A 25,527-nucleotide genomic window follows, 5' to 3' on the forward strand; every position below is an offset into this window, starting at 1 on the left:
CGCACCGTTGCTGCGTGCCCCCGCGCGCGGTAGCCATGGCGCCATGCGGACAGCATCCCGCGCATCCCTCCGGGACCGAAAAGCGCCTGTAGCACGCGCGCCGTTCGACGGCGCCCGTGCAAGCCGCCACGCAGTAAAAAACAAGGAGTCCGCCATGCGCTTCCTCCACAAGCTGATGCCCGGCACCGCCGCTGCCGCCTGCCCGCCACCGGTCGCCATGCCCGTGTCGCAACTGTTCCAGGTCGTGGTGATCTGCCGCGATGCCGGCGAGCGCCGCATCGCGCAGCAGATCATGGACGAGCTCGAGGCCAACCAGATGACGCTGCGCAGCCTGCACGCGCGCAGCCTCGAGCAGCGCGAACTGACCGAGGTTCGCGTCCTGCTGCTATGCCCCCAGGACGCCCGCGCCGCCATGGTGCGGCTGGTGCAGGGCCTGGGCTTCACGCCACAGGTGCGCTCCGTGCGCTGGGAAACCGTGCCGCAACCCGAGCGCGCACTGGCTGCCACCGCCCACTGAGCCGATGCGCCCCGGCCTGATGCCGGCGGCACATTGCAACCGACAAGGAGAGTCCATGGACCCCGACCCTAGTTGCCAACGCATGCGCCGAAGGTGCTGCGTGTCCGTCTCCGCCTGATCCCTCCTACCATCCCTTGATGTCGGCGGATCGGCAAACCCGGACCCGCACGGCCATTCCCGCCCGACCGCAGCAACGCACGCCGCGGCCCGCGCGACACGGAATCCCCCGCCCTTCGGCGCCGCGCCCCAACCCCGCGTAGCGCACAGCACGACAGCCCTCTCCCACCAGAGACCCGTCCGGCCATTGGCCGCCGGCCCGCTGGGGATTGCGCTCGTCCCTAGTGCCAAAAGCGGCGTTTTCGCCGCCCGCACACGCTGCCGCGCACCACCACAACAACACATCACACGATGAACGCGATGTGCGGCGGCGCTCGTCCGTCGCGCAGAGGAGAAACCATGTCCAACCCGATCCCGCACAGGCAGCGCCTGCTGGCCCTGGCCATCGCCTGCGCCGCGCCCTGGCTGCTGAGCGCTTGCGAGCCCTCGCGCCCAGCCCAGGCCAAGACTGTGGACAGCCCCAAGCCCCAGGGCGCCGGCGCGGCAGCCACCGACAAGCTGCGCGAAGGCGGCCTGATCGCGCTGCCGCAGGGCTCGCCGCTGCGCAGCCGGCTCGTCGTCGAGGCCGTGCAAGAGCAGGATGTCGCGCGGCCCATTCCGGTGCCCGGCGTCATCGAGGCCGATCCGGCCCGCCTGGTGCGCATCGCGCCGCCGCTGTCCGGGCGCATCGTGCGCCTGCACGCCGACCTGGGCGACGCCGTGCGCAAGGGAGAACCGCTCATCACGTTCGACTCGGCCGAGCTGAGCACGGCGCAGGCCGAAGCCGGCAAGGCGCGCGCCGCGCTGCGCGAGACGCAACTGGAACTGGAGCGGCAGCGCACGCTGTACGCCGAGGAGATCGCCGCGCGCAAGGACCTGGAACAGGCCGAAATGGCCCATGCCCAGGCCAGCCACGAAGCGGAGGCCGCCGCGTCTCACCTGGCCCAGCTCGGCGCCAGCGGCGGCAATGATCCGCTGGCGCGGCGCCACCTGGTGATGCGCGCGCCGATCAGCGGTCGCGTGATCGCGCTCGACGGCGCGGCGGGCACGTACTGGAACGACACCAATGCACCGGTCATGACCGTGGCCGACCTGTCGACCGTCTACCTGGCCGCGAACGTGCCGGAGAAGGACCTCTCGGCCGTCTTCGTCGGCCAGCGCGCGCGCATCGACCTGAACGCCTATCCCGGCGAGCCGGTCATGGGCGAGGTGCGCTATGTGGGCGAGACCCTGGACCCCGACACCCGCACCGTCAAGGTCCGGGTCGCGATGCGCAATGGCGAAGGCCGGCTGCGTCCCGGCATGTTCGCCCGCGTGATCTTCACCGGAAAGCCGCGCACCGCGCTGGTGGTACCCGTGTCGGCGCTGCTGCAGGACGGCCTGTACACCAAGGTGATGGTGGAACGCGGCGAGTTCCGCTACGCAGCGCGCCCGGTGCGCACCGGCGATGTGGTCGACGGCATGGCCGAGGTCCTCGAGGGCCTGCGGGCCGGCGAGCGTGTCGTGGTCAAGAACGGAGTACTTCTCAATGATTGACCGACTCGTCACCCTCTGCTTCCACCGCCGCGGCATCGTCTGGCTGGTGTTCGCGCTGGTCGCCCTGTACGGCGTGCACAGCTGGCGGCAGCTGCCCGTGGAAGCCTATCCCGACATCGCCGACGTCACCTCGCAGATCGTCACCCAGGTACCCGGCCTGGCCGCCGAGGAAGTCGAGCAGCAGATCACCATCCCGCTCGAGCGCGCCCTGCTGGCCACGCCCGGCATGCACGTGCTGCGCACGCGCAGCCTGTTCGCGCTGTCCCTGGTCACGGTGGTGTTCGAGGACGGCACCGAAGGCTATTGGGCGCGCCAGCGGCTGCAGGAGCGCCTGGCCGAGGTCGACCTGCCCTACGACGCCAAACCCGGCCTGGATCCCTACACCTCGCCGATCGGCGAGGTCTACCGCTACACGCTGGAATCGCCGACGCGCGACCTGCGCGAGCTGTCCGACCTGCAGTTCTGGACCGTCATCCCGCGCCTGAAGAAGGTCGCGGGCGTGGTCGATGTGACCAACTTCGGCGGCCTGACCACGCAGTTCATGCTCGAGCTCGACCCGACCAAGCTCAACCAGTACCACCTGACCCTGGCCCAGGTGACCGAGGCGCTCAACGCCAACAACGCCAATTCCGGCGGCGGCGTGCTCGACCGCGGGGAACAGTCCTACGTGGTGCGCGGCGTGGGCCTGCTGCGCTCGCTCGATGACATGGGCAATGTCGTGGTCACCAGCAAGGACGGCACGCCGGTGCTGGTCAAGGACCTCGGCAAGCTGCGCTATGGCAACGTCGAGCGGCGCGGCATCCTGGGCAAGGACGGCAAGTCCGACACCGTCTCCGGCATCGTGCTGCTGCTCAAGGACTACAACGCCGCGCAGGCGCTCGACGGCATCCATGCCGCCGTGCAGGATCTGAACGATAGGCTGCTGCCGTCCGACGTCAAGCTGGTGCCCTACCTGGACCGCACCAACCTGATCGAGCACACCATGCACACGGTCGGCATGACCCTGACCGAGGGCATGCTGCTGGTGGCCGTGGTGCTGCTGCTCTTCCTGGGCAGCCCGCGCGCCGCCCTGATCGTGGCGCTGACGATCCCGCTGGCGCTGCTGATCGCCTTCATCTTCATGCATCACTTCCACGTCCCGGCCAACCTGCTCAGCCTCGGCGCGATCGACTTCGGCATCCTGGTCGACGGCGCCGTGGTGCTGGTGGAGAACATGCTGCGCCGGCGCGAGCAGCTGCAGCAGCGGCCGCTGACGCCACTGGACGCGATCGGGGCCACGCTGCAGGTAGCGCGCCCGATGTGCTTTGGCATGCTGGTGATCGTGGCGGCCTACCTGCCGCTGTTCTCGTTCGAGCGCATCGAGTACAAGCTGTTCTCGCCGATGGCCTATGCGGTCGGCGCGGCGCTGGTCGGCGCCCTGCTGGTGGCGCTGACCCTGATCCCGGGCCTGGCCTGGCTGGCCTTCCGCAAGCCGCGGCCGGTCTTCCACAATCCGGTGCTCGGCTGGCTGGGGCAGCACTATCAGGCCTTCCTCGCGCGCAGCGTAGGCGGCACGCGCTGGGTGGCGGCGGCCTGCGCCGCCTCGCTGGCCGGCCTGCTGGCGCTGGGCCTGACCATCGGCCGCGACTTCCTGCCCTACCTGGACGAGGGCTCGCTGTGGCTGCAGGTGCAGATGCCGCCCGGCATCACGCTCGATCGCGCGGCCGCCATGGCCGACGAGCTGCGCCATGTCACCCTCGAGTTTCCCGAGGTGTCCTACATGGTGACGCAGACCGGCCGCAATGATGACGGCACCGACTACTGGACGCCATCGCACATCGAAGCCAGCGTGGGCCTCAAGCCCTACCACGAATGGCCGTCGGGCATGGACAAGCAGAAGCTGATCGCGCAGCTGTCGGCGCGCTATGCGCAGATGCCTGGCTACTCGGTGGCCTTCATGCAGCCGATGATCGACGGCGTGCAGGACAAGCTGTCGGGCGCCCACAGCGACCTGGTGGTCAAGGTGTACGGCGACGACCTCGCCGAGGCGCGCGGCGTGGCCACGCAGGTCGCCGCCACCCTGCGCGGCGTGCCCGGCGCGGCGGACGTCGCGGTCGACGTCGAGCCGCCCCTGCCCAACCTGCGCATCGAGCTGGACCGCGCCGCGGCCTCCCGCCATGGCATCAATGCCGCCGACGTGGCCGAGCTGATCTCCACCGGCATCGGCGGCGCGCCGATCGGCCAGCTCTATGTGGGCGAGAAGAGCTACGACATGACGGTGCGCTTCCCGCCCGACGCGCGCAGCCGCCCCGAGGCCATCGGCGAGCTGATGCTCAGCGCCGCCAACGGCGCCAAGATCCCGCTGGCCGAGGTGGCGAAGATCCGCACCACCTCGGGCGAGAGCGTGATCGTGCGCGAGATGGGCCGGCGCCACATCATCGTGCGGCTCAATGTGCGCGACCGCGACCTGTCCGGCTTCCTGCGCGAAGCGCAGGCGGCGATCGCGCAGGCCGTGCCGGCCGACGGCCGCCGCGTGCAGGTCGAATGGGGCGGGCAGTTCGAGAACCTGCACCGCGCGCAGGCCCGTCTTGCGCTGATCCTGCCCATGACGCTGGCCTTGATGTTCGTACTGCTGTTCGCCGAGTTCCGCAACCTGCGCCAGCCGGCGCTGGTGCTGCTGGCCGTGCCCCTGGCCATGCTGGGCGGCCTGGCGGCACTGCACCTGCGCGGCATGACGCTGAACGTGTCCAGTGCGGTCGGCTTCATCGCGCTGTTCGGCGTGGCGGTCCTCAATGGCGTGCTGATGATCGCGCAGATCAACCGCCTGCGCGCGCAGCAGGGCAGCACGCTGCGCGCGGCGGTGCTCGAGGGCGCGGCCAGCCGGATGCGCCCCGTGCTGATGACCGCCACCGTGGCCGCGCTGGGCCTGACCCCGGCCATGCTCGCCACCGGCCTGGGCAGCGATGTGCAGCGGCCGCTTGCCACCGTGGTGGTGGGCGGCCTGTGCACGGCCACGCTGTTAACGCTGGCCCTGCTGCCGGCCCTGTACTACCTGATCGAGGCCCGCGCCGAACGCCGCGCCCTGGCGGCAGCCGCGGCGGACGAGCCATCCGGCGCAAGCGATGAAACGGCGGCGATGCCGCCCCGCGCCTGAGGAGAACCCATGTTCCACATCATTCCATTGCTGCCGCAAGGCAGGTTCCCGGGCGCCCTGGCCGCCCTGGCTCCATTCGCGCTGGCGCTGCTGGCATCCACTGCGGGCGACGCCCGCGCCGAGGCCGCCGTGCCCGGCAGCACGCCGGCAGCCGGCGCCACGCCGCCGGCCGCAGCGACATCGGCCATCGCCAGTGCATCCGCGTCCGCAGCCACGCTGCGCTTCGCGGACTATCTCGACGCGGTCGAGCAGCACAATCCCGGGCTCGCCGCACAGCAGGAGACCATCCACAGCGCCGAGGCCGAGATCAGCATCGCCGGCGTGCGGCCCGACCCCTCCATCAGCTATGGCGTCAGCAGCATCGAGTTGAGCCGCGCGGTGTCGCCCAAGCCGCCCCGCACCCAGCAGATCGGCCTGGAGATCCCGATTGAGCTCGGCGGCAAGCGCGGCCGCCGCATCCAGGCGGCCAAGTCCAACCTGCGCCTGACCGAGGTCACCGTGCAGGGCTTCCGCAACGAACTCTACAGCGAGGCTGCCGCGGCCTTCGTCGAAGCCTGCCGCAGCCGCGCGGCGCTGGTGCGGCAGGAGTCGTCGCTGGCGGCCCTGTCGGAGATCGCGCGGGCCAATGCGGTGCGCAACCGCACCGGCGACGTGGGCGGGCTTGAGCTGGCGCAGTCGCGCGTGGAGCGCGACCGCTTTGCCGCCGAGGTCAAGACCGCCCGCGCCGCGGCCAGCAGTGCGCAGATCCGGCTGGCCATTCCGCTGGGCAAGCCGATGGCCGAGGCCTTCGGCGACATGCCGCTGGCCTGCGAGCACCTGCCGCCCGAGCCCCCGGGCATCGACACGCTGCTGGCGCAGGCGCTGGAGCGGCGCGACGCGGTGCGCATCGCGCGCGCGGCACTGGACAACGCCTACGACAACCTCGCGCTGGCCCGTGCCAACCGCTGGGTCGATCCCAGCGTGAGCATCGGACTCGACGTGACGTCCGGCGTGAACGGCACGGTGGGAGACGACGGCCTGCCCCAGGGCGACGGGGTGCCGCGCTCGCGCATGCTGAGCGTATCGGTATCGATCCCGATACCCTTCTCGCGCCTGCAGCGCGGCGAGCTGCTGCAGGCCGAGTCCCACATCACGCAGGCCATGCTGGATCTGCGCGGTGCGGAACTGGCGGCGACGACGGAGGTGCGCAGCGCGCATGCCACTTATCTCGCCGCACGCGAGAATGCCGAGCAATACCGCGCATCGGTGCTGCCGGACGCCGACCGCGTTCTGGATGGCAAGCGCCGCGCCTATCGGCACGGCTCCGCCTCGCTGCTGGAGGTACTGGACGCGCAGCGCTCGGCCGACGACACCTACCAGGCCTACCTGCAGGCACGCGCCGACCTGGCCGCGGCGGCCGTGCAGCTGCAGCTGTCGATCGGCGAGCGGCCCGCGCTCTAGGCCTGTTCTAGGTCTGTTCTAGGCCTGTTCTAGGCCTTTAGCGCGGCCGGCACGGCCACGGCGCCCGGGGCCGACACCCGCGGCGCCGGGCCGCCCTCCCAGTCGCGCACATAGCCGGGCTGCAACGCCTGCGCGCCGTCGGGCTGCGGGGCGCCGCCGCTCAACGCCAGCGGCAGCACGCCCGCCCAGACCGGCTGCGCCATGTCTTCCTCATCGTCCTTGGGGCCGCCCGTGCGCGACTTGGTGACGGCCTCGTCCAACGCCAGCCGCAGCACGGTGGTGGCCGCCAGCTCATTGCGGTCGCCAGGCCGGGCTTCGCGCGAACGGCCCTGCGCGATGTGCTCGACGAAGGCGTCCATCGCAGCCGCCTTGGCCGCCCCCTCGACCGCTTCGAACACACCGTAGATCATCGCCGAGCGGTAGTTCATCGAATGGTGGAAGGCCGAGCGTGCCAGCACCAGCCCGTCCAGATGTGTAACGGTGACGCAGACCTGGCCACCGGCCGCGGCCACCTTCAGCATGCGGCTGCCGTTGGAGCCATGAATGTACAGGTGATCGCCCTCGCGCCAGCAGGCGGTGGGAATGCAGTGCGTGCCGGACTCGTCCGCGAAGGCCACGTGGCAAAGATAGGCCCCATCGAGAATGGCATGCAGGTCTGCGGGGTCATAGCTGCCGCGCGCCGGCATCCGGCGGATCCGCGTGCGCGCCGATGGCGCCAGGAGGGTCGGATCGTCTTCAGACAGGGACGGGACGGTGGAGTCTGCGGATGCCATGCGCATTCCTTCAAGGGAGGTGGATAGGATCGCCAGATTAGGGATTACATGGCACCATTGGTAGAGCCAGATCGAGGTGTAATTTTGGAGCCACCAGATGGACTACGGCCTGTTGCTTGCCGCCTACCGCGCCAGCCAGCCCCAGCGCATGCCCGCGCAGCGGCTGCTCTATGAGAGCCTGCGCGCCGCCATCCTCGACGGGCGCATTGTCCAGGGGACGCGGCTGACAGCCTCGCGCGCGCTCGCGACCGAACTGGGCATGGCGCGCAATTCCGTGCTGTACGCCTATGAACGGCTGGCCTCGGAAGGCTATGTCAAGAGCGGGCGGCACGGCACCACGGTGGCGCGGCTCGGCCTGCGGCCGCCGGCCGCGGCGGGCGCGGCGGGCGCGGCTGCACACCTCGCGCCATCGGGCGACACCGCCGCCGGACCCGGCCTCTCCCGCCGCGTCAGCGGGCTGGGGCGCGACGATCCGCGCACCTACGACCTGCTGCCGTTCAAACCCGGCGTGCCGGCCCTGGAGGCGTTTCCGCTGGCCCACTGGCGCCGCTGCGTCGAGCGCGCCTGGCGCGCCTTGTCACCACACCACCTTGGCTATGGCAGAGCCGGCGGCCAGCCCGCGCTGCGCCACGCCATCGCAGAGTACCTGCGCGTGGCGCGCGGCGTGCGCTGCGAGGCTGAGCAAGTCTTCGTCACCGATGGCACGCAGTCCGCCCTGGACCTCTGCGCGCGTATGCTGGCCGATGCCGGCGACACCGCCTGGGTGGAAAATCCCGGCTACGCGGGCGCGCGCGCCGCCTTCCAGTCAGCCAGCCTTCGGCTGGAACCGATCCCGGTCGACGCCGACGGCATCGCGCCCCCGCCGGGGCATTGGCAGCGGGTGCCGCCCCGCCTGGTCTATATCACGCCCTCGCACCAGTACCCGCTCGGCTCGGTCCTGAGCCTGGAGCGCAGGCTGGCGTTGATCGGGTCGGCGCGCGCCGCCGGCGCCTGGATCATCGAGGATGACTACGACAGCGAATTCCGCCGCGACGGCATGCCGGTACCCGCTGTTCAGGGCCTGGAGCCGGACTCTCCCGTGGTCTACCTCGGCACCTTCAGCAAGACCATGTTCCCGGCGCTCAGGCTGGGATTCATGGTGGTGCCCCGCCGCCTTTGCGAGGACATGGCGGACACCGTCGGCGAGATTGCGCCGCGCGGCCACGTCGCCGAACAGCTGGCGCTGGCCGAATTCATCGACAGCGGACGCTTCGCCGCCCACCTGCGGCGTATGCGACGCCTCTACGCGCAGCGGCGCGACGCACTGCAGGACGCGCTGGCGCGCCACCTCGGCGGCCGGCTGACGGTATCCGGCAGCGCCGGCGGCATGCACCTGAGCGCCCGCCTGGATCTGCCGCTGTCCGATACCGCCGTCTGCGCGTCAGCGGCCGCCCACGGCATGGCGCTGCGCCCGCTGAGCCGCTATCTGCTGCCCGGCACGCCGCAAGCGCAGTACAACGGCTTCGTCTTCGGCTATGCGGGCACGCCTGCCGAAGCCATGGAAGCAACGGTGCGCCGCCTGGCCCGCGTGATCGACGAACTCGCCCGCCAGCCTGGCGCCCAGTCCGCTGAATCACTGAAATGGGAGGTGAAGGACATGCCATGCGGGAATCAGCGCTAGGGCGGAGCAGTGCATTCGGATGGCACAGCAATCCGCCTGCGTAGCGGCACGCGCTTGCCAGCGCGTGCGCGCCCTGCAAGGGCAAAGCGCAGCAATAGCATGGCTATTGCGAGCATTTGCAACGACGCCGCTGCGTCAACCCGGCCCGCATGGCGTGGCAGGCACCGACCGATTTCAGTGATTCAGTGGACTAAGCCAGTTCCAGGTCCACGCCGAAGCCGCCGGCCACTTCGCAGTCGATCAAGCCGGTGGCGTAAGCGAGCAGGCAGGCCTCGGTCTGCGCAACCGTGGCGGACAACTGCATCCAGTCTGGCGTGAAGCGCACACCGACACTGGTATCCGGACCGGAGATGCGCACCCAGCCATGGCGCTCGCCCGCGTCGATGGTGTCGGGCACGGCGAGCCGGATGGTGAAGCCCTTGTAGCGATGTGTCCGTTCTTGCATGCTGGCCTCCTATTTTGAGCAGGAGGATAGCAGCGGCATTTTGCGCAAAATTGACAAGCATCAAGCGCGCCCGGGCGTGGCGCAGTGCTGTGCGTCCGCGCGGATCACCGCCTGCCGTCGGCGCCACTCGCGCGCTGCGCCTGCATCAGGCGATGCGCCGCCACGAAACAGCCAAGTGCGATCAGCGTGCACAGGATCAGCAGCCCGATGGCCAACGGCCCGCCGTGCCAGAAACCGCCCAGCCAGCGGGTCAGTTCCGCTGCGAGGAAGGTTGCCCGCCCGCCGATGCTCTCCAGCCGGGTCTCATAGAGCTTGGTGTCCGGCGTCGCGCCGGCCAGCTGCCAGCTCTCATCGCGCCAGGGCATGGAATACACCATGGCCGCCCCGACCAGGCCTGCGGCCAGGACCAGCACACCCGCCAAGTACAGGCAGATGGGCCCGAGCGCCCCCGTGCCTCGCATCCGCCACCATGCGGCATCGCCCATGCTCGTCCCCCGTCACAATCCGCCCACCTCTTATCAGTATGGGCGGAGCGCAAGCCAAGAAAAAGGCTGTGGGTGGCATCAGGCAAGCGGGAATCCGGATGTCCGGCGATCAAGACTTGGCCTTTCCGCCCGGCTGACCTTTCCGCTCGGCGGCGCGGCAGCCCTCGGCCCGACGTGCACCCGACGTGCACCCCGCGTGCGCCCGCCGCTGCACTTCATGCCGTGCCCGGCCGGCGGGCCTGTCGCGCCGGGACGTCAGCGCGGGAACGTGCCCCCACTGCGAAAGTAGGCAAGTACAATACGGACCGCTCTAGATCGCCCCCCTCCCCGTTTCGCCACATCCCCGACCCATGTCCAATCTCATCGTGCACGGCGGCGCCCCGCTTCGCGGCCGCATCGTCCCCTCGGCAAACAAGAACGCGGTCCTGCCCGTGCTTTGCGCCACCCTGCTCACCGATGCCCCGCTACGGCTCCATGGCGTGCCCGACATCACCGATGTGCGCAAGATCCTGGAGATCTTCGGCACGCTGGGCAGCGACGTGAACTGGAACCGCGAGACTGGCACGCTTGACCTGCACCATCGCGCCACCACCTTCGACGCGCAGCGCCACCGGCTGCCTGAGGAGATGCGTTCGTCGATCATGCTGGTGCCTCCGCTGCTGGCGCGCTTCGGCGTCGCCCGGCTGGAGGACAACGTCAAGGGCTGCACGCTGGGCGTGCGTGAGATCGACCCGCACGTCGACATCTTCCGCTCCTTCGGTGGCGAGGTGACACGCGCCGAGGGCTCGCTGCTCGTGCGCTGCGCTGGCTCACTGACGACCACGGACCACTGGCTCGACTATGCCTCGGTCACCACCACCGAGAACTTCGTGCTGTGTGCGGCCGCCGCAAGCGGCACCTCAACGCTGACCAACGCCGCTTCGGAGCCGCACGTGCAGGAGTTCTGCCGCTTCATGACGATGCTGGGCGTGCGCATCGAGGGCATCGGCACGTCGCGCCTGACGGTGCACGGAGGCAATACGCTCGGCGGCGGCGAGTTCCGCTTCGACGAGGACTTCCATGAGATCACGACCTTCCTGGCACTGGGCGCCATCACCGGCGGCGATATCGTGGTGCGCAACAGCGCACCGGAGAACTTCCCGCTGCTCGACCGCACCTTTGCCAAGTTCGGCGTCAAGATCGCGCACGAGGACGGCTGGTCGCGCGCAACGCGCTCCGGCCCGCTGCAGGTGCAGACGCCCTTCACCAGCAATGTGCTGACCAAGGTCGAGGCAGCGCCCTGGCCCTATTTCCCGGTCGACCTGCTGCCGATCTTCATCGCCCTGGGCGTGCGTGCGCAGGGCAATGCCATGTTCTGGAACAAGGTCTACGACGGCGCCCTGGGCTGGACGGGAGAGCTGTCGAAGTTCGGCGCCCATGTGTTCTCCTCCGACCCGCACCGTCTCATCACCTTCGGCGGCAATCCGCTGACGCCCGCCGTGGTGGAGAGCCCTTACATCATCCGCGTGGCGATCGCCCTCTTCATGGTGGCCGCCAGCATCGATGGCCGCTCCGAGATCCGCAACGCCACGCCGATCCGCCGGGCCCATCCGCGTTTCGTCGAAAACCTGCGCAGCCTTGGCGCGCAGGTGGAGTGGACCAGCGAAGATTAACCGCACCCGCCGGCGCCATGCGGCGCCGGCTCGCCGCGTTAGCTCAGAGGGCAGCCTCGCCTGCCCTCTGCCGCAAACGGCGCTCAGTCGGGGGCGCGCTCCGGCACCGGGAGATTCACCCATTCCTTATAGAATGCCTCGATGTCCGGCTCAAAGTCGTGGATCACGGGATACCACGGGGTAGGCGCCTCAACGTCGTGCATGGTGCCGCACGATGGGCAGTAGTATTCGCGATACACCTGCCACTGGGTGTCGGGAGCCATCAGCTTCGGATAGACCTCGGTCATCGCTTCCTCGGTGTCGCGCACGTAGATCGAGGCATGCAGCTTCCAGTTCTCGCGGTAGTCGCAGAACTCGTGACCGCAGTCGCACTTGACCACCCACTTCTTGCTCTTGGCCGATTGCACGATGAACATGTGCGGGCTGAGCGGAAGCACGATGCGGTCAGGGAAGCTGACCTTGGCCTGCAGGGCCGCAAGGTACTGCGCGAACCGGCTCTCGTCCTTGGGCATCGAGAGCATGCGGAAGGTGGTTTCCCAGTCAAGGGAGCCCTCGACGAGGTGGGCGACCTGTTCATTGGTATAGGTTGACATTGTTCAACTCCTGGATGCGGTGATTACTCTTCGACCTGGACGACGGTGGTGACGTCGGGCAGCAGGGAAAGGTCCATGCGGTGCTTGGCGCCGTAAGACGGCACGCCCAGTTCTTCTTCACGCACCAGCCAGTCGGCGGGCAGGTTCCAGAACTGCTTGAACTCCCGCGTGAACTTCTCAGACAGGGCGAAGCTGGTGGCGAACATGTGCTGCACCTGGACGGACGCGTGCTTGTTGAGAATGCGTTCGCGCTCTTCCTTCATCCATTCGCGCGTCGGCAGGGCCCGGGCCAGGCGTTCCTTGCGAACTTCGGCACGGCGTGCCTGGGTCCTGGCGACATCCACCGTGAACACGCCCTTGCCATCCTGGGTGAAGACGGCGCCATAGACCTTCTGCGCATATTCCGGCAGCAGGAACTTCTGGTTGAGGTCCGCTTCGATGGCCTTCGGGTCCCGGTCAAGCGGGTCACCAAAGCCGGGGCCGCCGCGCAGGTAGTTCAGGTACAGATCATGGTTGGCGTAGCAGTCCTCGGTCGTGACACACTGCTTGTCGCGCTTGACCACGGCGGTGGCGTCGATGTGGCGCTCGAAGTCGGGGTTGCCCGGGTCGATGTCGCCGCCCAGCGGCAGGGAGTCGCCGATGGCGATGCGCTCGTCGAGGCCCGTCTTGTGCGCCTCGAAGCGGTAGCCGGTGGCGGATGGATAGCCGCCCATCATGCCCCAGTCGCTGTTCATGTAGCCGTTGCCCATGAAGAACATGGTCCAGTCCTGGGCGTTCCACACCATGCGCAGCGTCTCGAAGCCGTTGCCACCGCGGTACTTGCCGTAGCCGCCGGAGTTGGCCTTGACGTTGCGGCCGAGGTAGAGCAGTGGCTCGGCCATCTCCCAGATCTCGATGTCGCCCATGTCGCCTTCGGGGTTCCAGATCGCGGCAGCGTGGTTGAGGCCATCCTTGACGGCGCAGGCGCCGGTGCCGCAGGAACTGGCCTCGAAGCTGTTGACCGCGTGGATCTCTCCGTCCTGATTGATGCCGCCGCCCTGCAGCCAGTTGGAGGTGTTGGCGTTGCCGGCGTTGACCTCTTCCAGGTAGCCGCGGCTGAAGTACGACTGCGACAGGCCGCGCCATAGGGCTGCCCAGCCGGAGACCAGGAAGTGCCAGGCATAGGCATGGCCGGTGCGGCGGTCATCTGGGTTGCACCACGTGCCCTTGGGCAGGCGGAACTCGGTGGCGAAGTAGGCGCCATCGTTGATGCGCTGGGTGGGCACCAGGGTCTGGCACATCATCACCCAGATTCCGGAAGTAAATGCGACCTGATGGGCGTTGAAGGTGTGCCAGCCCCAGCGGCTTGCGCCCTCGAAGTCCAGGCGCCACTTGCCGTCTGGCTTGATCGTCATCTCGCAGGGCGAGTGCATGATCGAGTCGAGCTTGGCGAAGGCGTTGGAGACTTGCACGTCGTCGTGCTTGAAGGGCACGTCGACGAAGGACACCTTGCGGTACTTGCCTGGCAGGGTCATGGCCTTGATGCGGCTCTGCAGTCCACGGCGGCCTTCTTCGATGACCTCGTAGGCAAACTTCTCGTAGGCCTCGAGGCCGTCGGCACGGATCACTTCTTCGACCAGTTCGCGGATCATGTGGCAGCCGGCGATCCGGGTTTTCTCGTCGAGGATCCAATATTTCGGCGTGCGCACCGAGCGCTGCGACTCGTGCAGCCAGTCGCGCAGCGGCTCGTCGTTCACGCCGGTCTTGCGGCAGGTGATCATGTAGCCGTCGCCGAAGCGTTGCGTCTGGCCAGTCGACATGGAGCCCGGCGTCACCGAGCCGGTGTCGATCACGTGGGTGACGCCGCCCACCCAGCCGATCAGCTTGCCCTCCCAGAAGATCGGCACGATGGTGGCGATGTCGCAGGGGTGCACGTTGCCGATGGAGCAGTCGTTGTTGGTGAACATGTCACCGGGATTGATGCCAGGGTTGGCCTCCCAGTTATTCTCGATCATGTACTTGATCGCTGCGCCCATGGTGCCGACGTGGATGATGATGCCGGTCGAGGTCAGCACGCAGTCGCCCACGGCGTTGTAGAGCGTGAAGCAGAGTTCGCCTTCCTGCTCGACGATCGGGCTGGCGGCAATCTTCTTCGCGGTCTCGCGGGCATGCACCAGGCCGCCGCGCAGCTTGGAGAACAGCTTCTCATAGCCGATGGGGTCGCTGTCGCGGAACTCCAGCTTGTCGAGGCCGTTGTAGTGGCCGGTAGCCTGCGTACGAGCGATGATTCCGTCGCGGAATTGCTTGAGGGTCTCACCGCTCTGCAGCAGGTGGCCAAGGCCCACTTCCTTGTTGCTCATCATGTTCATGGCGTGTCTCCTTATTTCACTTCCTTGAGGTGGAACAGGCGGTGCTTATCGACCGTCGTCTCGAAGCCATCCGGCACGACGAAGGTCGTGGCATCGGATTCGATGATGGCGGGGCCCACGATGTGGTTGCCGGCCTTGAGCGATTCCATCTTCCAGAGCGCGGCATCTACCCACCTCTTGTGGCGATAGAAGGGGCGGGTACCGAGATAGGCTTCCTTGGGCGGCGTCGGGCCTGCATCGGGGTCTTCCGGCAGCACCGGCTTCTGGGTCACGACGGTGCCGCGCAAGATCGCGCCGGTGATCGAGAAGCCCAGTTCCGGCGAGCGCGCGGAACTGGCGTAAACACGGCCGTAGGTGCTCTCGAAGGTCTCAACGATCTGGTCCCAGTCGGCGGCAGTCGCTGCGCTGGTGACCGGCGAGACGATCTCGAGGTCGTTCAGTTGGCCCATGTACTGCATCTTGTAGCCGGGGATCAGCAGGACGTCTTCGGGCTTGTAGCCGTTGAGGACAAACTCGTCGATCACCTTGAGGGCCAGTTCGGACCAGGCTTCCTGCAAGGTCTTGCAGGCAGTAGCCTTTACGGCGTCCGGCGCGAACTGGGCGACACCGAGGTCCACCGACTTGTCGTAGCGATATTCGAAGTCGGCGCAGGCGCAGCCGAACGCCGAGAAGCCGGCCGCCCAGGCGGGCACGACCACGTCCTTGAAACCCACACCCTCGGTATAGCCGTAGGTATGCACGGGGCCGGCGCCACCGTAGGAGAAGCACGTGAACTCCGCCGGGTTGTAGCCCTTGGCGCTGATATTGGCGCGCAGGTATTCGGACAGCGTCAGGTCCAGCAACTCGATGACGCCGGCAGCGGCATCTTCCACCGACAGGCCGAGCGGATCGGCGATCTGGGCCTTGATGTGCTGGCGGGCGCGTTCCACATCGAGCTTGATGGCGCCACCGAGGAAGTTCTGAGGATTCAGGTAGCCCAGCACCACGTGGCAGTCGGAGACGGAAACGGTGTCGAGTCCGCTTTCCGGCCAGCAGGTGCCGACGCGGTAGCCGGCGCTGTCGGGGCCAAGCTTGATGGACTTGCTGTAGGGGTCCAGGCGCACGAAGCTGCCGGCGCCCGCACCGACGGAATCCATGGCTACCAGGGGCAGCGAGAGGACCAGTCTGGCCATGTCCGGGTCAGACTTGATGGCGAAGTTGCCCTTGGTGATCAACGCCACGTCGAAGCTGGTGCCACCGATATCGGAACAGGCGATGTTCTCGTCGCCCAGGGCCTCACCGAGCAGCTTGGAGCCGATCACGCCGCCGATCGGGCCGGAAACGATTGTTCGCGCGAGTTCCTTGGCCTTCCAGCTGATGGTGCCGCCGTGCGTCGCCATCACGCGCAGGTCGAACTTGGCCCCGTGCTTCTGGAAGCGGTCGCTGACCTTCTTCAATGTCTGGCGCGAAGGTTCAGCACCGTAGGCCTCCAGGATGGTGGTGTTCATCCTGTGGCTCTCCTTGCGCGACGGGTAGTAGTCTACCGAGGCAAAGACCGGGATATCCGATTTCAGCTTCTTCAACTCCTCGCGCACGATGTCGCGGGCGCGTTGCTCGCTCGATTCGTTCTTGTGGGATTGCAGCAGGCAAATGACGATCGCTTGCGAGCCGGCCTCCACCAGTTCCCGGGTAGCCTGGCGGACCTCGTCTTCACGCAGGGGGATGACCACCTTACCCTGGACGTCAGTACGCTCGGTAACGCCGCGGGTGCGCGAGACGGGCACCAGCGGTTCATCGTAGCGGTGTGTGTTCAGGTGGATGCGGTCTTCCAGCGCATAGCCCAGGTAGCTCTGCAGCGCGCGGCCCATCGAATGGATCTGCTCGAAGCCCCGGTTGCAGATGAGGCCGACATCAAGGCCCTTGCGCATCAGGATGCGGTTGAGCATGGCCGTACCGGAATAGACGCAGGTCATCAGCTCCGGATAGACGTCGTCCACGGTCCGGCCCCAGTGGGCGAGGGCATCTTCGGACGAGTTGTAGATGGCAAGGGATTCGTCACCGGGATTGCTCTGCGCCTTGCCGACCACGAAACGGCCATCCGAGCGCACAAAGAATGTATCGGTCATCGTGCCACCGGCATCGATGCCCATCACCTGTACGGTGGACTGGGGTTGCATATTGCCTCCTGTCATTGATGTAGTCGTCGTGGGATCTCCCACACCCACTACATGGCAAGGGGCGTGCCATCGCTGGACGGCGCCGGGCACCAGGCTTGAAATGAGAATGAAATCAATACCTTGCAGGCATTCTTTGGTCGCGGCGCCAGTCGCACAGTGTCCGCCGTAGGTGTCCGGATTTCCGACGCCCTCGCAGCGCTGTCCAGAACTCGGACACCTCCTGGCCTGCTTGCTGCGGAACACAATCTATTGACCGGCTACAGGTGCGTTGTGAAAGCTAGAGCCGCGTCCATGGACGCCGTATGCCAGTCCTGTCTATACCCTCACCCGAGTCCTTCGCTTCCGCCCAGGGTCAAAGGACAAGCGTGCGCGCTGACGCGACTCCCAGGCGCTGAGGTGAACTGCGTCTGGAGCTATTCCAACGAACTGTCGGGGCGTGTGCTCGAGCGCCAACGGCGGCTCACCAGCGCCTAGGAATGCCGAAGTTGATCGATGGTGCGCCCAAGGATGGGCTCGGCCTGCGCAGCCACACGGCGCAGGAAATCGGGCAGGAGTACTGCCGCTGACATGGCACTCGCCACCAGTCGATGGGACGCTGATCGGCGTATGCGAACTAGAATTGCGAAACTGGTCGTGTCATGGACAGACCCTTGGAAGTCGTGGCCATCAGCCGCCTGATGGCTTTGACCCCGGCACCCAATACATCAATTGCCCACGACTTCCAGCCATCGATCTGATCACTGCGGCTTTCGCCATACAAGCACCACATACAGAAGTGCTCGCAGTTGTTGGAGATCAGCCGATAGCGATCCTCGCCCAGGCGGGAGTAGGCTCGGCGGACAGCTTCAGTGCCATCGAACTTGGCGCCCGGGCTTTGCCTGACCCAGACGGCGTGCCCATCTGCAAACTCTGAGAGCGCGACTTCCTGCACCGGGCCGCGACGCAGTGACCGCGACAGTCCTGCGTAGTGCACCACCCTGCCGGCTCCCGCATAAACGCCATGATGCGTGTAACCAAGACGTTCGGTAACCAGATGGCTTCCGATCGTCAAGCCCACGTCCGCTACCGCTTCGACAATCAGGAGCCGTGTCCCCTCTGAATTCTTCATGGCCTGCACCGCGTTCCGCTTTCTCTCGCAAAGAGAGACCGCATACGGCGTGCCATCGCCACAAGCAAGCGGCACGGTAGGGGCCCGTGCCCTCTTCGGCCCAAACGCTTGATAGGCAATCTTCCATCGGTGACGCCCCGGCTGCACTTCAATGGCTGCGATAAGTCTGTTGCGCCACCCACCCTGCGATCGCCTTTACCTAGGGCTCTTCTATTCCCCCCTTCCGTGCTTCAAGCGGATCCACAAGCTTGGAATGGGCTCCTGAATCCGATGCAGCAGACGTCCTGAGTGCTTCGTTTCACTGTCCGAATTCCGGACGATTAGGCGGGACCATTAGGCGGCACTGTCCGATTTTCGGACATCGTCAGCGGCCTTTGCTGCAGAGCACAAATAATTGATTTGAAAGAGAATTATTGACTTGGCCCTAGCACGGCGCTACGGTTAGCTCAGTCAATTAACCGTGATCGTCCCATGCCGTTTTCTCGTTGCGGCACCCTGATTCCCCGCATCGGCGACGAACCGCTCGTTGCCTCGGCTTGGGAGCGTTTTGTGCAGGACCAGCCGCTAGATGCGGCAGGGGTGCGCAGCGTCGTCCTGGCGTCGTGGCAGCGGTGTCGTTCTGAGGCCGTTGACCCTGCCAGGCACTCCGCGCCGGGGGCAGCCGTCGAACGCGTTCGCCAGTTGCAGCGTCAGAACCGGGATTTTTGCGATGCCGCGCGCCCGGCACTCGAGGGCCTACGCGATGTCCTGCGTGAATGTGGCACCCTGATCATGCTCTCTGACGCAGGCGGCACCATTCTCCAGGTCAATGGCGGCAGCAGGGTCCGCACCGCAGGCGAGGGGATCAACCTGGCCACCGGCGGCTGCTGGAACGAGGAAGTCATTGGCACCAATGCCATTGGCACCGCGATCGCTGCCCGCGCTCCGGTTCAAATTCATGCCGACGAGCATTTCTGCCTGGACGTCAAGCGCTGGACGTGTGCTGCAGCCCCCATTGTTGACCCCCTTAGTGGCACTTTGCTCGGCGTAGTCGATGTCTCCGGTGTCAAGGAAACGCTTCATGGCCACACGCTGGGTCTGGTGCTGGCTGCGGCCAAGCAGATCGAGGGGGAACTAGCCCGCCGCGACAGTGCTCTCCACGAGCGGCTCCTGACCAGGGCCATCGACAGTTTCATCCGGTACGCTAATGATTACGTCGTGCTCGTCGACGCGCGGGGGCGCATTGTTCGCGCTAACGGAAATGCGCAGGCCGTGCTCGAGATGCATGGCGTGAGCTTGCCCATAGGAATTGGCAGTCAAATGCCAGGCCTCGATCTGGCACTATCGGATGTCGATCAGTGCTGCCAGCGCCCGCCGTGGCTACGCGCCGAATGGCTGCACCCGGTGAAGGACCATGAAGGTTCGCTGGGTACGATGCTTGTGATTCCACTTGCGGCGCGACAGACTCGGACCACTATATCTCTGCCCGCGACTCCGACACCACTGGCTGAAAATGATGCTTTCCGCGAGATCATTGGCCAAAGTGAGGTTTTGGAAGCAACCAAGGCCCGCGCTCGCCGCATCGCGCCACTCGATCTCCCTGTCCTGCTCTTGGGCGAGACGGGAGCTGGTAAAGAACTCTTCGCCCGGGCGTTGCATCGGGCAAGTAACCGCGCGCAAGGACCGTTTGTTGCCGTCAATTGCGGCGCCCTGAACCGCGAACTCCTGGCCAGCGAACTCTTTGGCTATATTGAGGGCGCCTTTACTGGGGCCCGACGTGGGGGCCTTCCAGGCAAGTTCGAGCAAGCCGAGGGCGGCACACTGTTCTTGGACGAGATCGGCGAAATGCCGCTAGACATGCAACCCCACTTGTTGCGCGTGCTGCAGGATGGCGTTGTGGTCCGCCTCGGCGATACCCGCGAGCGGCGCGTCTCGGTGCGTGTCATTGCTGCCACCAACCGTGATATGCAGAGCGAAATCGCAGCCAGACATTTTCGCGAAGACCTGTACCACCGCCTTTGTGCGGTCACCCTAGAGTTACCCGCGCTGCGCGAGAGGCCTGGCGACATCGATGCAATCGTCGAGCATCTCAACAGCAAGCTTGCAGTCAAGTATGGCTGTGCGCCCAAACGGCTAGACCCAGCTGTGCAACAGGCCCTTCTGAGCTATCGTTGGCCGGGGAACATACGCGAACTGCAAAATGCCTTCGAGGTGATGTTTGCGCTCTGTGAAGGCGACATTATCGACAGCTCCCTGCTGCCCCCCGCCATCGCACCGATGGTCAAGAATCCGCTTCCCATCCCACCCTCGAAATCAGAGTCCGCCTCGCCGGGACGACTTGAGACAATGGAGCGGCAAGCAATACTTAGCGCAATAGCGAATTCCCATGGAAATATGTCTATGGCTGCGCGCACGCTGGGAATTTCGAGGAGCACGCTCTATGTCAAACTAGCGGGGATTCGGGACCAACTAGGTAATTTGAGTTCCAAGATTTAGAGCAGGCAGGTCATCCACTGCGCCTTGCCTGCACCCGACCCGAACCCGGCCGAGTGGATGTGCCCGCGATCACCGCGGGACAACCTCCGCCACGCCGCGCTTCCTGAGCGCGGCACTCCTCAAGGGTCAGGCCAGCTCGATGCATCCAGCGAGGTAGTCATCGCGTAGCCGATCGACCGTGTAGTCAGCGGCCTGGGGTAAACTGTCGGCTGTTTTGCCTTGAGCTGCGGCACGTGCAGCACGCGCCTCCGCAGCGGGATCCGCGCCGGCATCGCGCGCGGCCCGTAACCGCCCCCGTTCGACGATCGCGGCCGCTGGCGACATGGCCGGCCAAGCGCCGATCTTGATCTGGCGTAGACGCCCGTCGACGCGGGACCTGCAGCGGTAGATCCAGGCGCGCCGCGAGGCACAGGCCTCCAGCCTAAGGCCTGGACAACCAGCGATCACCAGGTGTTCGCTTGTTGCAGCCGCTACGCAGCTCGGGCATCGGATTACATGGTGTAGGTTTTCGCAGCATAGCTTTTCTGGAACAAGACCGGACGCAGGCCGTGTGGGTTTCCAAGGACCAGATGCGAAAAAGCTACGCCGGAAGCATGAGTGCACGAGAGTGACGGCGGGTGCAGATGGTAGATGCGAATCCCATCGAACTTCGTCGAAACTCCCTCAAAAGCCATGCTAGACAAGGGAATGCAGGAAAAAGCCAACGTGGATCAAGCAGTTAAGAAACCGGCCAAAGACAGTCACACCCCAATGATGCAGCAGTATCTACGCATCAAAGCGGACCACCCCGACACCCTCCTCTTCTACCGCATGGGCGACTTCTATGAGCTCTTCCATGACGATGCAGAGAAGGCCGCGAGGCTGCTCGACATCACGCTGACCTCGCGCGGCGCCTCCAATGGTGTGCCGATCCGCATGGCGGGCATCCCCTTCCACTCGGCCGATCAGTACCTCGCGCGGCTGGTCAAGCTGGGGGAATCGGTGGCGATCTGCGAACAGATCGGCGATCCAGCCACCAGCAAGGGGCCGGTGGAACGCAAGGTCGTGCGCATCGTCACCCCGGGCACGCTGACGGACGCGGCGCTGCTGCCTGACAAGTCCGATACCTTCCTGATGGCGGTGCATCAGCAGACCACGCGGCGCGGTGTCAGCAAGATCGGCCTGGCCTGGCTGAACCTGGCCAGCGGCGAACTGCGCCTGATGGAGTGCGAGCAGGGCCTGCTGGCCCGCGAGCTGGAGCGGATCCGGCCGGCGGAACTCCTCTTCGCCGACGGCATCGACCTGCCTGTCGCCATCGGTGCCCGCACGCGCCTGCCCGAGTGGCACTTCGACCAGGAGGCTGGTACGCGACGGCTGCGCGAGCAGCTCGGCGTGGCCAGCCTGGACCCCTTCGGCTGCGCGGGGCTCGGCGCCGCGCTGGGCGCGGCTGGCGCGCTGCTGAACTATGCCGCCAGCACGCAGGGGCAGTCGCTGCGCCACGTGCAGGGCGTGCAGGTGGAGCGCGAGTCCGAGTTCGTCGGCCTGGATACCGCCACGCGGCGCAACCTGGAGCTGACCGAGACCCTGCGCGGCGGCGAAGGGCCGACGCTGTTCTCGCTGCTGGACACCTGCGCCACGACCATGGGCAGCCGGCTGCTGCGTCATTGGCTGCATCATCCGCTGCGCGACCCGGCGCTGCCGCGCGCGCGCCAACAGGCGATCGGCGCGCTGATCGAGCAAGGCATCGACACGTTGCGACCGGCCCTGCGCCGCCTGGCCGACGTGGAGCGCATCACCGCGCGGCTGGCGCTGCTGAATGCCCGCCCGCGCGACCTGTCATCGCTGCGCGATACACTGCGGGCCTTGCCCGAGGTGCAGGCCTGCGTGTCGCTCGACGGCGCCGCGCCGCTGCTGGCGCAGACGGTCGAAGAGCTTGCGGTGCCGCAGGCCTGCCTGGACCTGCTGGCCGCCGCCGTGGCCGAGGAACCCGCGACGGTGGTGCGTGACGGCGGCGTCATCGCGCGCGGCTACGATGCTGCGCTCGATGAACTGCGCGACATCTCCGAGAACTGTGGCCAGTTCCTGATCGACCTGGAGACGCGCGAACGCACGCGCACCGGCATTGCCAACCTTCGCGTCGAGTACAACCGCGTGCACGGCTTCTATATCGAGGTGACCAACGGCCAGGCGGACAAGGTGCCGGACGACTATCGGCGCCGCCAGACCCTGAAGAATGCGGAACGCTACATCACGCCTGAACTGAAGGCCTTCGAGGACAAGGCGCTGTCGGCGCAGGACCGTGCACTGGCACGCGAGAAGCAGCTGTATGACACCCTGCTCCAGCTGCTGCTGCCGCATATCGGCGAGCTCAAGCGGGTGGCCGGCGCGCTGGCCCGCCTCGACGTGCTGGCTGCGCTGGCCGAGCGCGCGCAGACGCTGGACTGGACCTGCCCGGAACGCGTGGCCGAAAACGTGATCGACATCGTGCAAGGCCGTCATCCCGTGGTGGAGGGCCAGCTTGCCGCCGAATCGGTGCCCTTCATCGCCAACGACTGCCAGCTCAATGAGGCGCGCAAGCTGCTGCTGATCACCGGCCCGAACATGGGCGGTAAGTCGACCTTCATGCGCCAGACCGCGCTGATCACCCTGCTGGCCTGCGTGGGCGCCTATGTGCCGGCGCGCCGCGCCGTGATCGGCCCGATCGACCGCATCTTCACCCGCATCGGCGCGGCCGACGACCTTGCCGGCGGCCGCTCCACCTTTATGGTGGAGATGACCGAGGCGGCCGGCATCCTGCACCACGCCACGCCGGCCAGCCTGGTGCTGATGGACGAGATCGGGCGCGGCACCTCGACCTTCGACGGCCTAGCGCTAGCCTGGGCGATCGCACGCCACCTGCTGTCGCACAACCGCAGCCACACGCTGTTCGCCACACACTATTTCGAGCTGACCCAGCTGCCGCAGGAGTTTCCGCAAGCGGCCAACGTCCACCTGTCGGCGGTCGAGCACGGCGACGGCATCGTCTTCCTGCACGCGGTGCAGGACGGCCCGGCCAGCCAGAGCTACGGCCTGCAGGTAGCCCAGCTCGCAGGCGTGCCGCAGCCGGTGATCCGCGCGGCGCGCAAGCACCTGGCCTGGCTGGAGCAACAGTCGGCCGATGCCACGCCGACACCCCAACTCGACCTCTTCGCCGCCCCGCCTGCGCCCGCCGAGCAGGACGATGACGCCGATGCAGCCGAATTCACCGCACCGGCGGCGGACTCGGCCGCCACGCGGGCGCTGCTGGACGCCATGGCCGGCGTCGATCCCGACAGCCTGTCGCCGCGTGACGCGCTCGATGCGCTGTACCGGCTCAAGGCGCTGGCAGACACGGCGGCAGCCGGCGCATGACGCCTGCCGCGATTGCGCGGATGCCGCAGTTCGGTCCGGGTGCGCGCCGCCACGCGGCCGTGCGGCGCGCGGCCGCCCGCATGCTGGGTGCGCTCGCACTGTCCGCCGCGCTGCTGCCAGGCAGCGGCCAGGGCGCCCCGCACAGCGCCGCCGCCACGCCGGCGGCACCGGCCCCGATCGTGCGCGTGGCGGTGTTTGCCGACCAGCCGCAGTGGCCCGCCGCGGAACTGGCCACGAGCCGCCTGCTCACAAGTTTCGGTGAGCGTCGGCTCGACTTCGTCATCCATGCCGGCGGCATCAAGGGCGACACCGAGAACTGTTCGGATGCACTTCTGGGCGCGCGCGAACGGCTGCTGGATACCTCGCCTCTGCCTCTCGTCTATGTGCCCGGCGAGGCCGAATGGGCCGAATGCCAGCATGCGGCCAGCGGCAGCTTCGACCCGCTCGAACGTCTCAACCGCCTGCGCGAACTCTTCTACGCCAGCGACGCCTCGCTCGGCCAGCGCACGATGCCGCTGACGCGGCAGTCCGACCAGGCCACCTTCCGCAGCTTCCGCGAGAACGTACGCTGGCGGAGCGGCCCGGTCATGTTCGTGGGCCTGAACCTGCCCGGCGACAACAACCACTATCTTGCCGAAGGCGGCCGCAACGGCGAGTTCGAGGACAGGCGCGAAGCAAATCATCAGTGGCTGGCGCGCGCCTTCTCATTGGCGCGGCAGCAGGACCTGCAAGGCATCGTGCTGATCGTGCACGGCGATCCGCAATTCGGCAACGGCTGGGAGCATCGCGGCAGGCCCAGCCTGTTCGACGCCTTCGTCAGCCGGCGCAAGCGCGACGGCTATATCGAGTTCAAGCGGCAGTTGCGCGACCTGACGGCGCGCTTTCGCGGCCAGGTGCTGCTGGTCCACGCGAGCCTGAAGGGCTTTGACATCGACACCCCGCTGCGCGATAACAGCGGCAAGCCGTTGCGCAACTTCACGAGAGTCACGCTGCCGCCCGGCACGGCGGGGCAATGGGTGGAGCTGGAGATCACGCCCGGCGCGACCGCGCTGTACAGCGTCAACCTGAAGGATGCGCCGGGCGGCGCCCCGGAAGAGAACAACTAAGCCTGCGCAATGGTGGCAGTTGCGTCGTGCGGATGCGTGTGTCAAGAAAAAAGCCGGCGTAGCGCCGGCCTCTTTCCAACCCTCCGCCTGGCAGCGGAATCAGTGCAGCGTGTGGCCGCCAGCCTCGTCGTCATCCTCGTCTTCGTCGACCACCTCGACACCGGACGCGCCGTGCGCGTGGCCGTGCTCCACCTCGTCGGCAGTCGCCTCGCGCACCTCGGAGACCTTGAGCCAGAAGCGCAGCGCCATGCCGGCCAGCGGGTGATTGCCATCGAGGACCACCTTGTCCTCGGCCACATCGGTCACGGTGTAGATGATGGATTCGTCCTCGTCGCCATCCTCAGGCACGCCTTCGAACTGCATGCCCACTTCGAGCGGCTCGGGGAAACGGTTGCGCGGTTCCACCTTGACCAGCTCTGCATCGTAATCGCCAAAGGCATCTTCGGGCTCGAGCTGCAGCTGGGTCTCGAAGCCGGCATCATGGCCGTCCAGCGCTTCCTCGATCTTGGGGAACGTGCCATCATAGCCGCCGTGCAAATAGACCATGGGCTCGTCCGACTCTTCAATCAGATTGCCCTGCGCGTCCGACAGCTTGTACACCACGGACACCACCGTGTTCTTTGCGATTTTCAATT

Annotated in this window: 18 protein-coding genes; 9 read left to right on the plus strand and 9 right to left on the minus strand. The window is 66.8% G+C overall.

The window, feature by feature from the left end:
• Positions 1-154: 154 nt before the first annotated feature.
• The 4 genes from AC1Z3O_RS11345 to AC1Z3O_RS11360 all read left to right on the plus strand — a co-directional run bounded on the left by AC1Z3O_RS11345 (position 155) and on the right by AC1Z3O_RS11360 (position 6,722).
• Positions 155-517, plus strand: coding sequence for a hypothetical protein (locus tag AC1Z3O_RS11345; protein WP_483515817.1), 363 nt, complete (start codon positions 155-157; stop codon positions 515-517).
• 456 nt (positions 518-973) lie between these two features.
• Positions 974-2,149 carry an efflux RND transporter periplasmic adaptor subunit gene (locus AC1Z3O_RS11350; RefSeq protein ID WP_483515818.1) on the plus strand — a complete coding sequence of 392 codons (1,176 nt, stop codon included), beginning with the start codon at positions 974-976 and terminating at the stop codon, positions 2,147-2,149.
• On the plus strand, positions 2,142-5,282 hold the full coding sequence (locus AC1Z3O_RS11355) for an efflux RND transporter permease subunit (protein WP_483515819.1): 3,141 nt from the start codon (positions 2,142-2,144) through the stop codon (positions 5,280-5,282). The genes AC1Z3O_RS11350 and AC1Z3O_RS11355 overlap by 8 nt, the downstream gene beginning before the upstream one ends.
• Positions 5,283-5,291: 9 nt before the next feature.
• Positions 5,292-6,722 carry a TolC family protein gene (locus tag AC1Z3O_RS11360; protein ID WP_483515820.1) on the plus strand — a complete coding sequence of 477 codons (1,431 nt, stop codon included), beginning with the start codon at positions 5,292-5,294 and terminating at the stop codon, positions 6,720-6,722.
• A gap of 29 nt (positions 6,723-6,751) precedes the next feature.
• Here AC1Z3O_RS11360 and AC1Z3O_RS11365 read toward each other — a convergent pair whose 3' ends face one another.
• Positions 6,752-7,501 carry a pyridoxamine 5'-phosphate oxidase family protein gene (locus AC1Z3O_RS11365; RefSeq protein WP_483515821.1) on the minus strand — a complete coding sequence of 250 codons (750 nt, stop codon included), beginning with the start codon at positions 7,499-7,501 and terminating at the stop codon, positions 6,752-6,754.
• A 91-nt stretch (positions 7,502-7,592) separates the two neighbouring features.
• Here AC1Z3O_RS11365 and pdxR point away from each other — a divergent pair, with 91 nt between their 5' ends.
• Positions 7,593-9,155 (plus strand): MocR-like pyridoxine biosynthesis transcription factor PdxR, encoded by a 1,563-nt coding sequence (gene pdxR, locus AC1Z3O_RS11370; protein WP_483515822.1) that lies wholly within the window; start codon positions 7,593-7,595, stop codon positions 9,153-9,155.
• A 190-nt stretch (positions 9,156-9,345) separates the two neighbouring features.
• On the opposite strand, the gene AC1Z3O_RS11375 is transcribed toward pdxR, so the two are convergent.
• Both AC1Z3O_RS11375 and AC1Z3O_RS11380 read right to left on the minus strand, forming a co-directional pair.
• Positions 9,346-9,600 carry a hypothetical protein gene (locus tag AC1Z3O_RS11375; RefSeq protein ID WP_483515823.1) on the minus strand — a complete coding sequence of 85 codons (255 nt, stop codon included), beginning with the start codon at positions 9,598-9,600 and terminating at the stop codon, positions 9,346-9,348.
• Positions 9,601-9,704: 104 nt separating this feature from the next.
• The gene (locus tag AC1Z3O_RS11380) at positions 9,705-10,085 is read right to left on the minus strand and encodes a hypothetical protein (RefSeq protein WP_483515824.1); all 381 of its coding nucleotides are present in this window, start codon (positions 10,083-10,085) and stop codon (positions 9,705-9,707) included.
• 350 nt (positions 10,086-10,435) lie between these two features.
• Between AC1Z3O_RS11380 and AC1Z3O_RS11385 the strand changes: the two genes are divergently transcribed.
• A complete protein-coding gene (locus AC1Z3O_RS11385; protein ID WP_483515825.1) occupies positions 10,436-11,737 on the plus strand; it encodes a UDP-N-acetylglucosamine 1-carboxyvinyltransferase in 1,302 nt (433 codons plus the stop codon).
• An 83-nt stretch (positions 11,738-11,820) separates the two neighbouring features.
• Here AC1Z3O_RS11385 and AC1Z3O_RS11390 read toward each other — a convergent pair whose 3' ends face one another.
• The 4 genes from AC1Z3O_RS11390 to AC1Z3O_RS11405 all read right to left on the minus strand — a co-directional run bounded on the left by AC1Z3O_RS11390 (position 11,821) and on the right by AC1Z3O_RS11405 (position 17,942).
• The gene (locus AC1Z3O_RS11390) at positions 11,821-12,330 is read right to left on the minus strand and encodes an acetone carboxylase subunit gamma (protein ID WP_483515826.1); all 510 of its coding nucleotides are present in this window, start codon (positions 12,328-12,330) and stop codon (positions 11,821-11,823) included.
• A gap of 23 nt (positions 12,331-12,353) precedes the next feature.
• The gene (locus AC1Z3O_RS11395; RefSeq protein WP_483515827.1) at positions 12,354-14,678 is read right to left on the minus strand and encodes a hydantoinase B/oxoprolinase family protein; all 2,325 of its coding nucleotides are present in this window, start codon (positions 14,676-14,678) and stop codon (positions 12,354-12,356) included.
• 11 nt (positions 14,679-14,689) lie between these two features.
• On the minus strand, positions 14,690-16,834 hold the full coding sequence (locus AC1Z3O_RS11400; RefSeq protein WP_483515828.1) for a hydantoinase/oxoprolinase family protein: 2,145 nt from the start codon (positions 16,832-16,834) through the stop codon (positions 14,690-14,692).
• Between the two features lie 613 nt (positions 16,835-17,447).
• The gene (locus AC1Z3O_RS11405; protein WP_483515829.1) at positions 17,448-17,942 is read right to left on the minus strand and encodes a lecithin retinol acyltransferase family protein; all 495 of its coding nucleotides are present in this window, start codon (positions 17,940-17,942) and stop codon (positions 17,448-17,450) included.
• A 471-nt stretch (positions 17,943-18,413) separates the two neighbouring features.
• Here AC1Z3O_RS11405 and AC1Z3O_RS11410 point away from each other — a divergent pair, with 471 nt between their 5' ends.
• Positions 18,414-20,417 (plus strand): sigma-54-dependent Fis family transcriptional regulator, encoded by a 2,004-nt coding sequence (locus AC1Z3O_RS11410; RefSeq protein ID WP_483515830.1) that lies wholly within the window; start codon positions 18,414-18,416, stop codon positions 20,415-20,417.
• A gap of 126 nt (positions 20,418-20,543) precedes the next feature.
• Here AC1Z3O_RS11410 and AC1Z3O_RS11415 read toward each other — a convergent pair whose 3' ends face one another.
• Positions 20,544-21,020, minus strand: coding sequence for an integrase arm-type DNA-binding domain-containing protein (locus AC1Z3O_RS11415; RefSeq protein ID WP_483515831.1), 477 nt, complete (start codon positions 21,018-21,020; stop codon positions 20,544-20,546).
• Between the two features lie 147 nt (positions 21,021-21,167).
• On the opposite strand from AC1Z3O_RS11415, the gene mutS reads away from it, so the two are divergent.
• Positions 21,168-23,786 carry a DNA mismatch repair protein MutS gene (gene mutS, locus AC1Z3O_RS11420; protein WP_483517584.1) on the plus strand — a complete coding sequence of 873 codons (2,619 nt, stop codon included), beginning with the start codon at positions 21,168-21,170 and terminating at the stop codon, positions 23,784-23,786.
• Between the two features lie 20 nt (positions 23,787-23,806).
• Positions 23,807-24,892 (plus strand): hypothetical protein, encoded by a 1,086-nt coding sequence (locus tag AC1Z3O_RS11425; protein ID WP_483517585.1) that lies wholly within the window; start codon positions 23,807-23,809, stop codon positions 24,890-24,892.
• A 99-nt stretch (positions 24,893-24,991) separates the two neighbouring features.
• Here the strand turns inward: AC1Z3O_RS11425 and AC1Z3O_RS11430 are convergent, their stop codons facing one another.
• Positions 24,992-25,525: an FKBP-type peptidyl-prolyl cis-trans isomerase gene (locus AC1Z3O_RS11430; RefSeq protein WP_483515832.1), complete on the minus strand. Its 534-nt coding sequence runs from the start codon at positions 25,523-25,525 to the stop codon at positions 24,992-24,994.
• Positions 25,526-25,527: the final 2 nt, after the last annotated feature.

It is taken from the genome of Cupriavidus sp. 09_S30 (assembly GCF_056930435.1).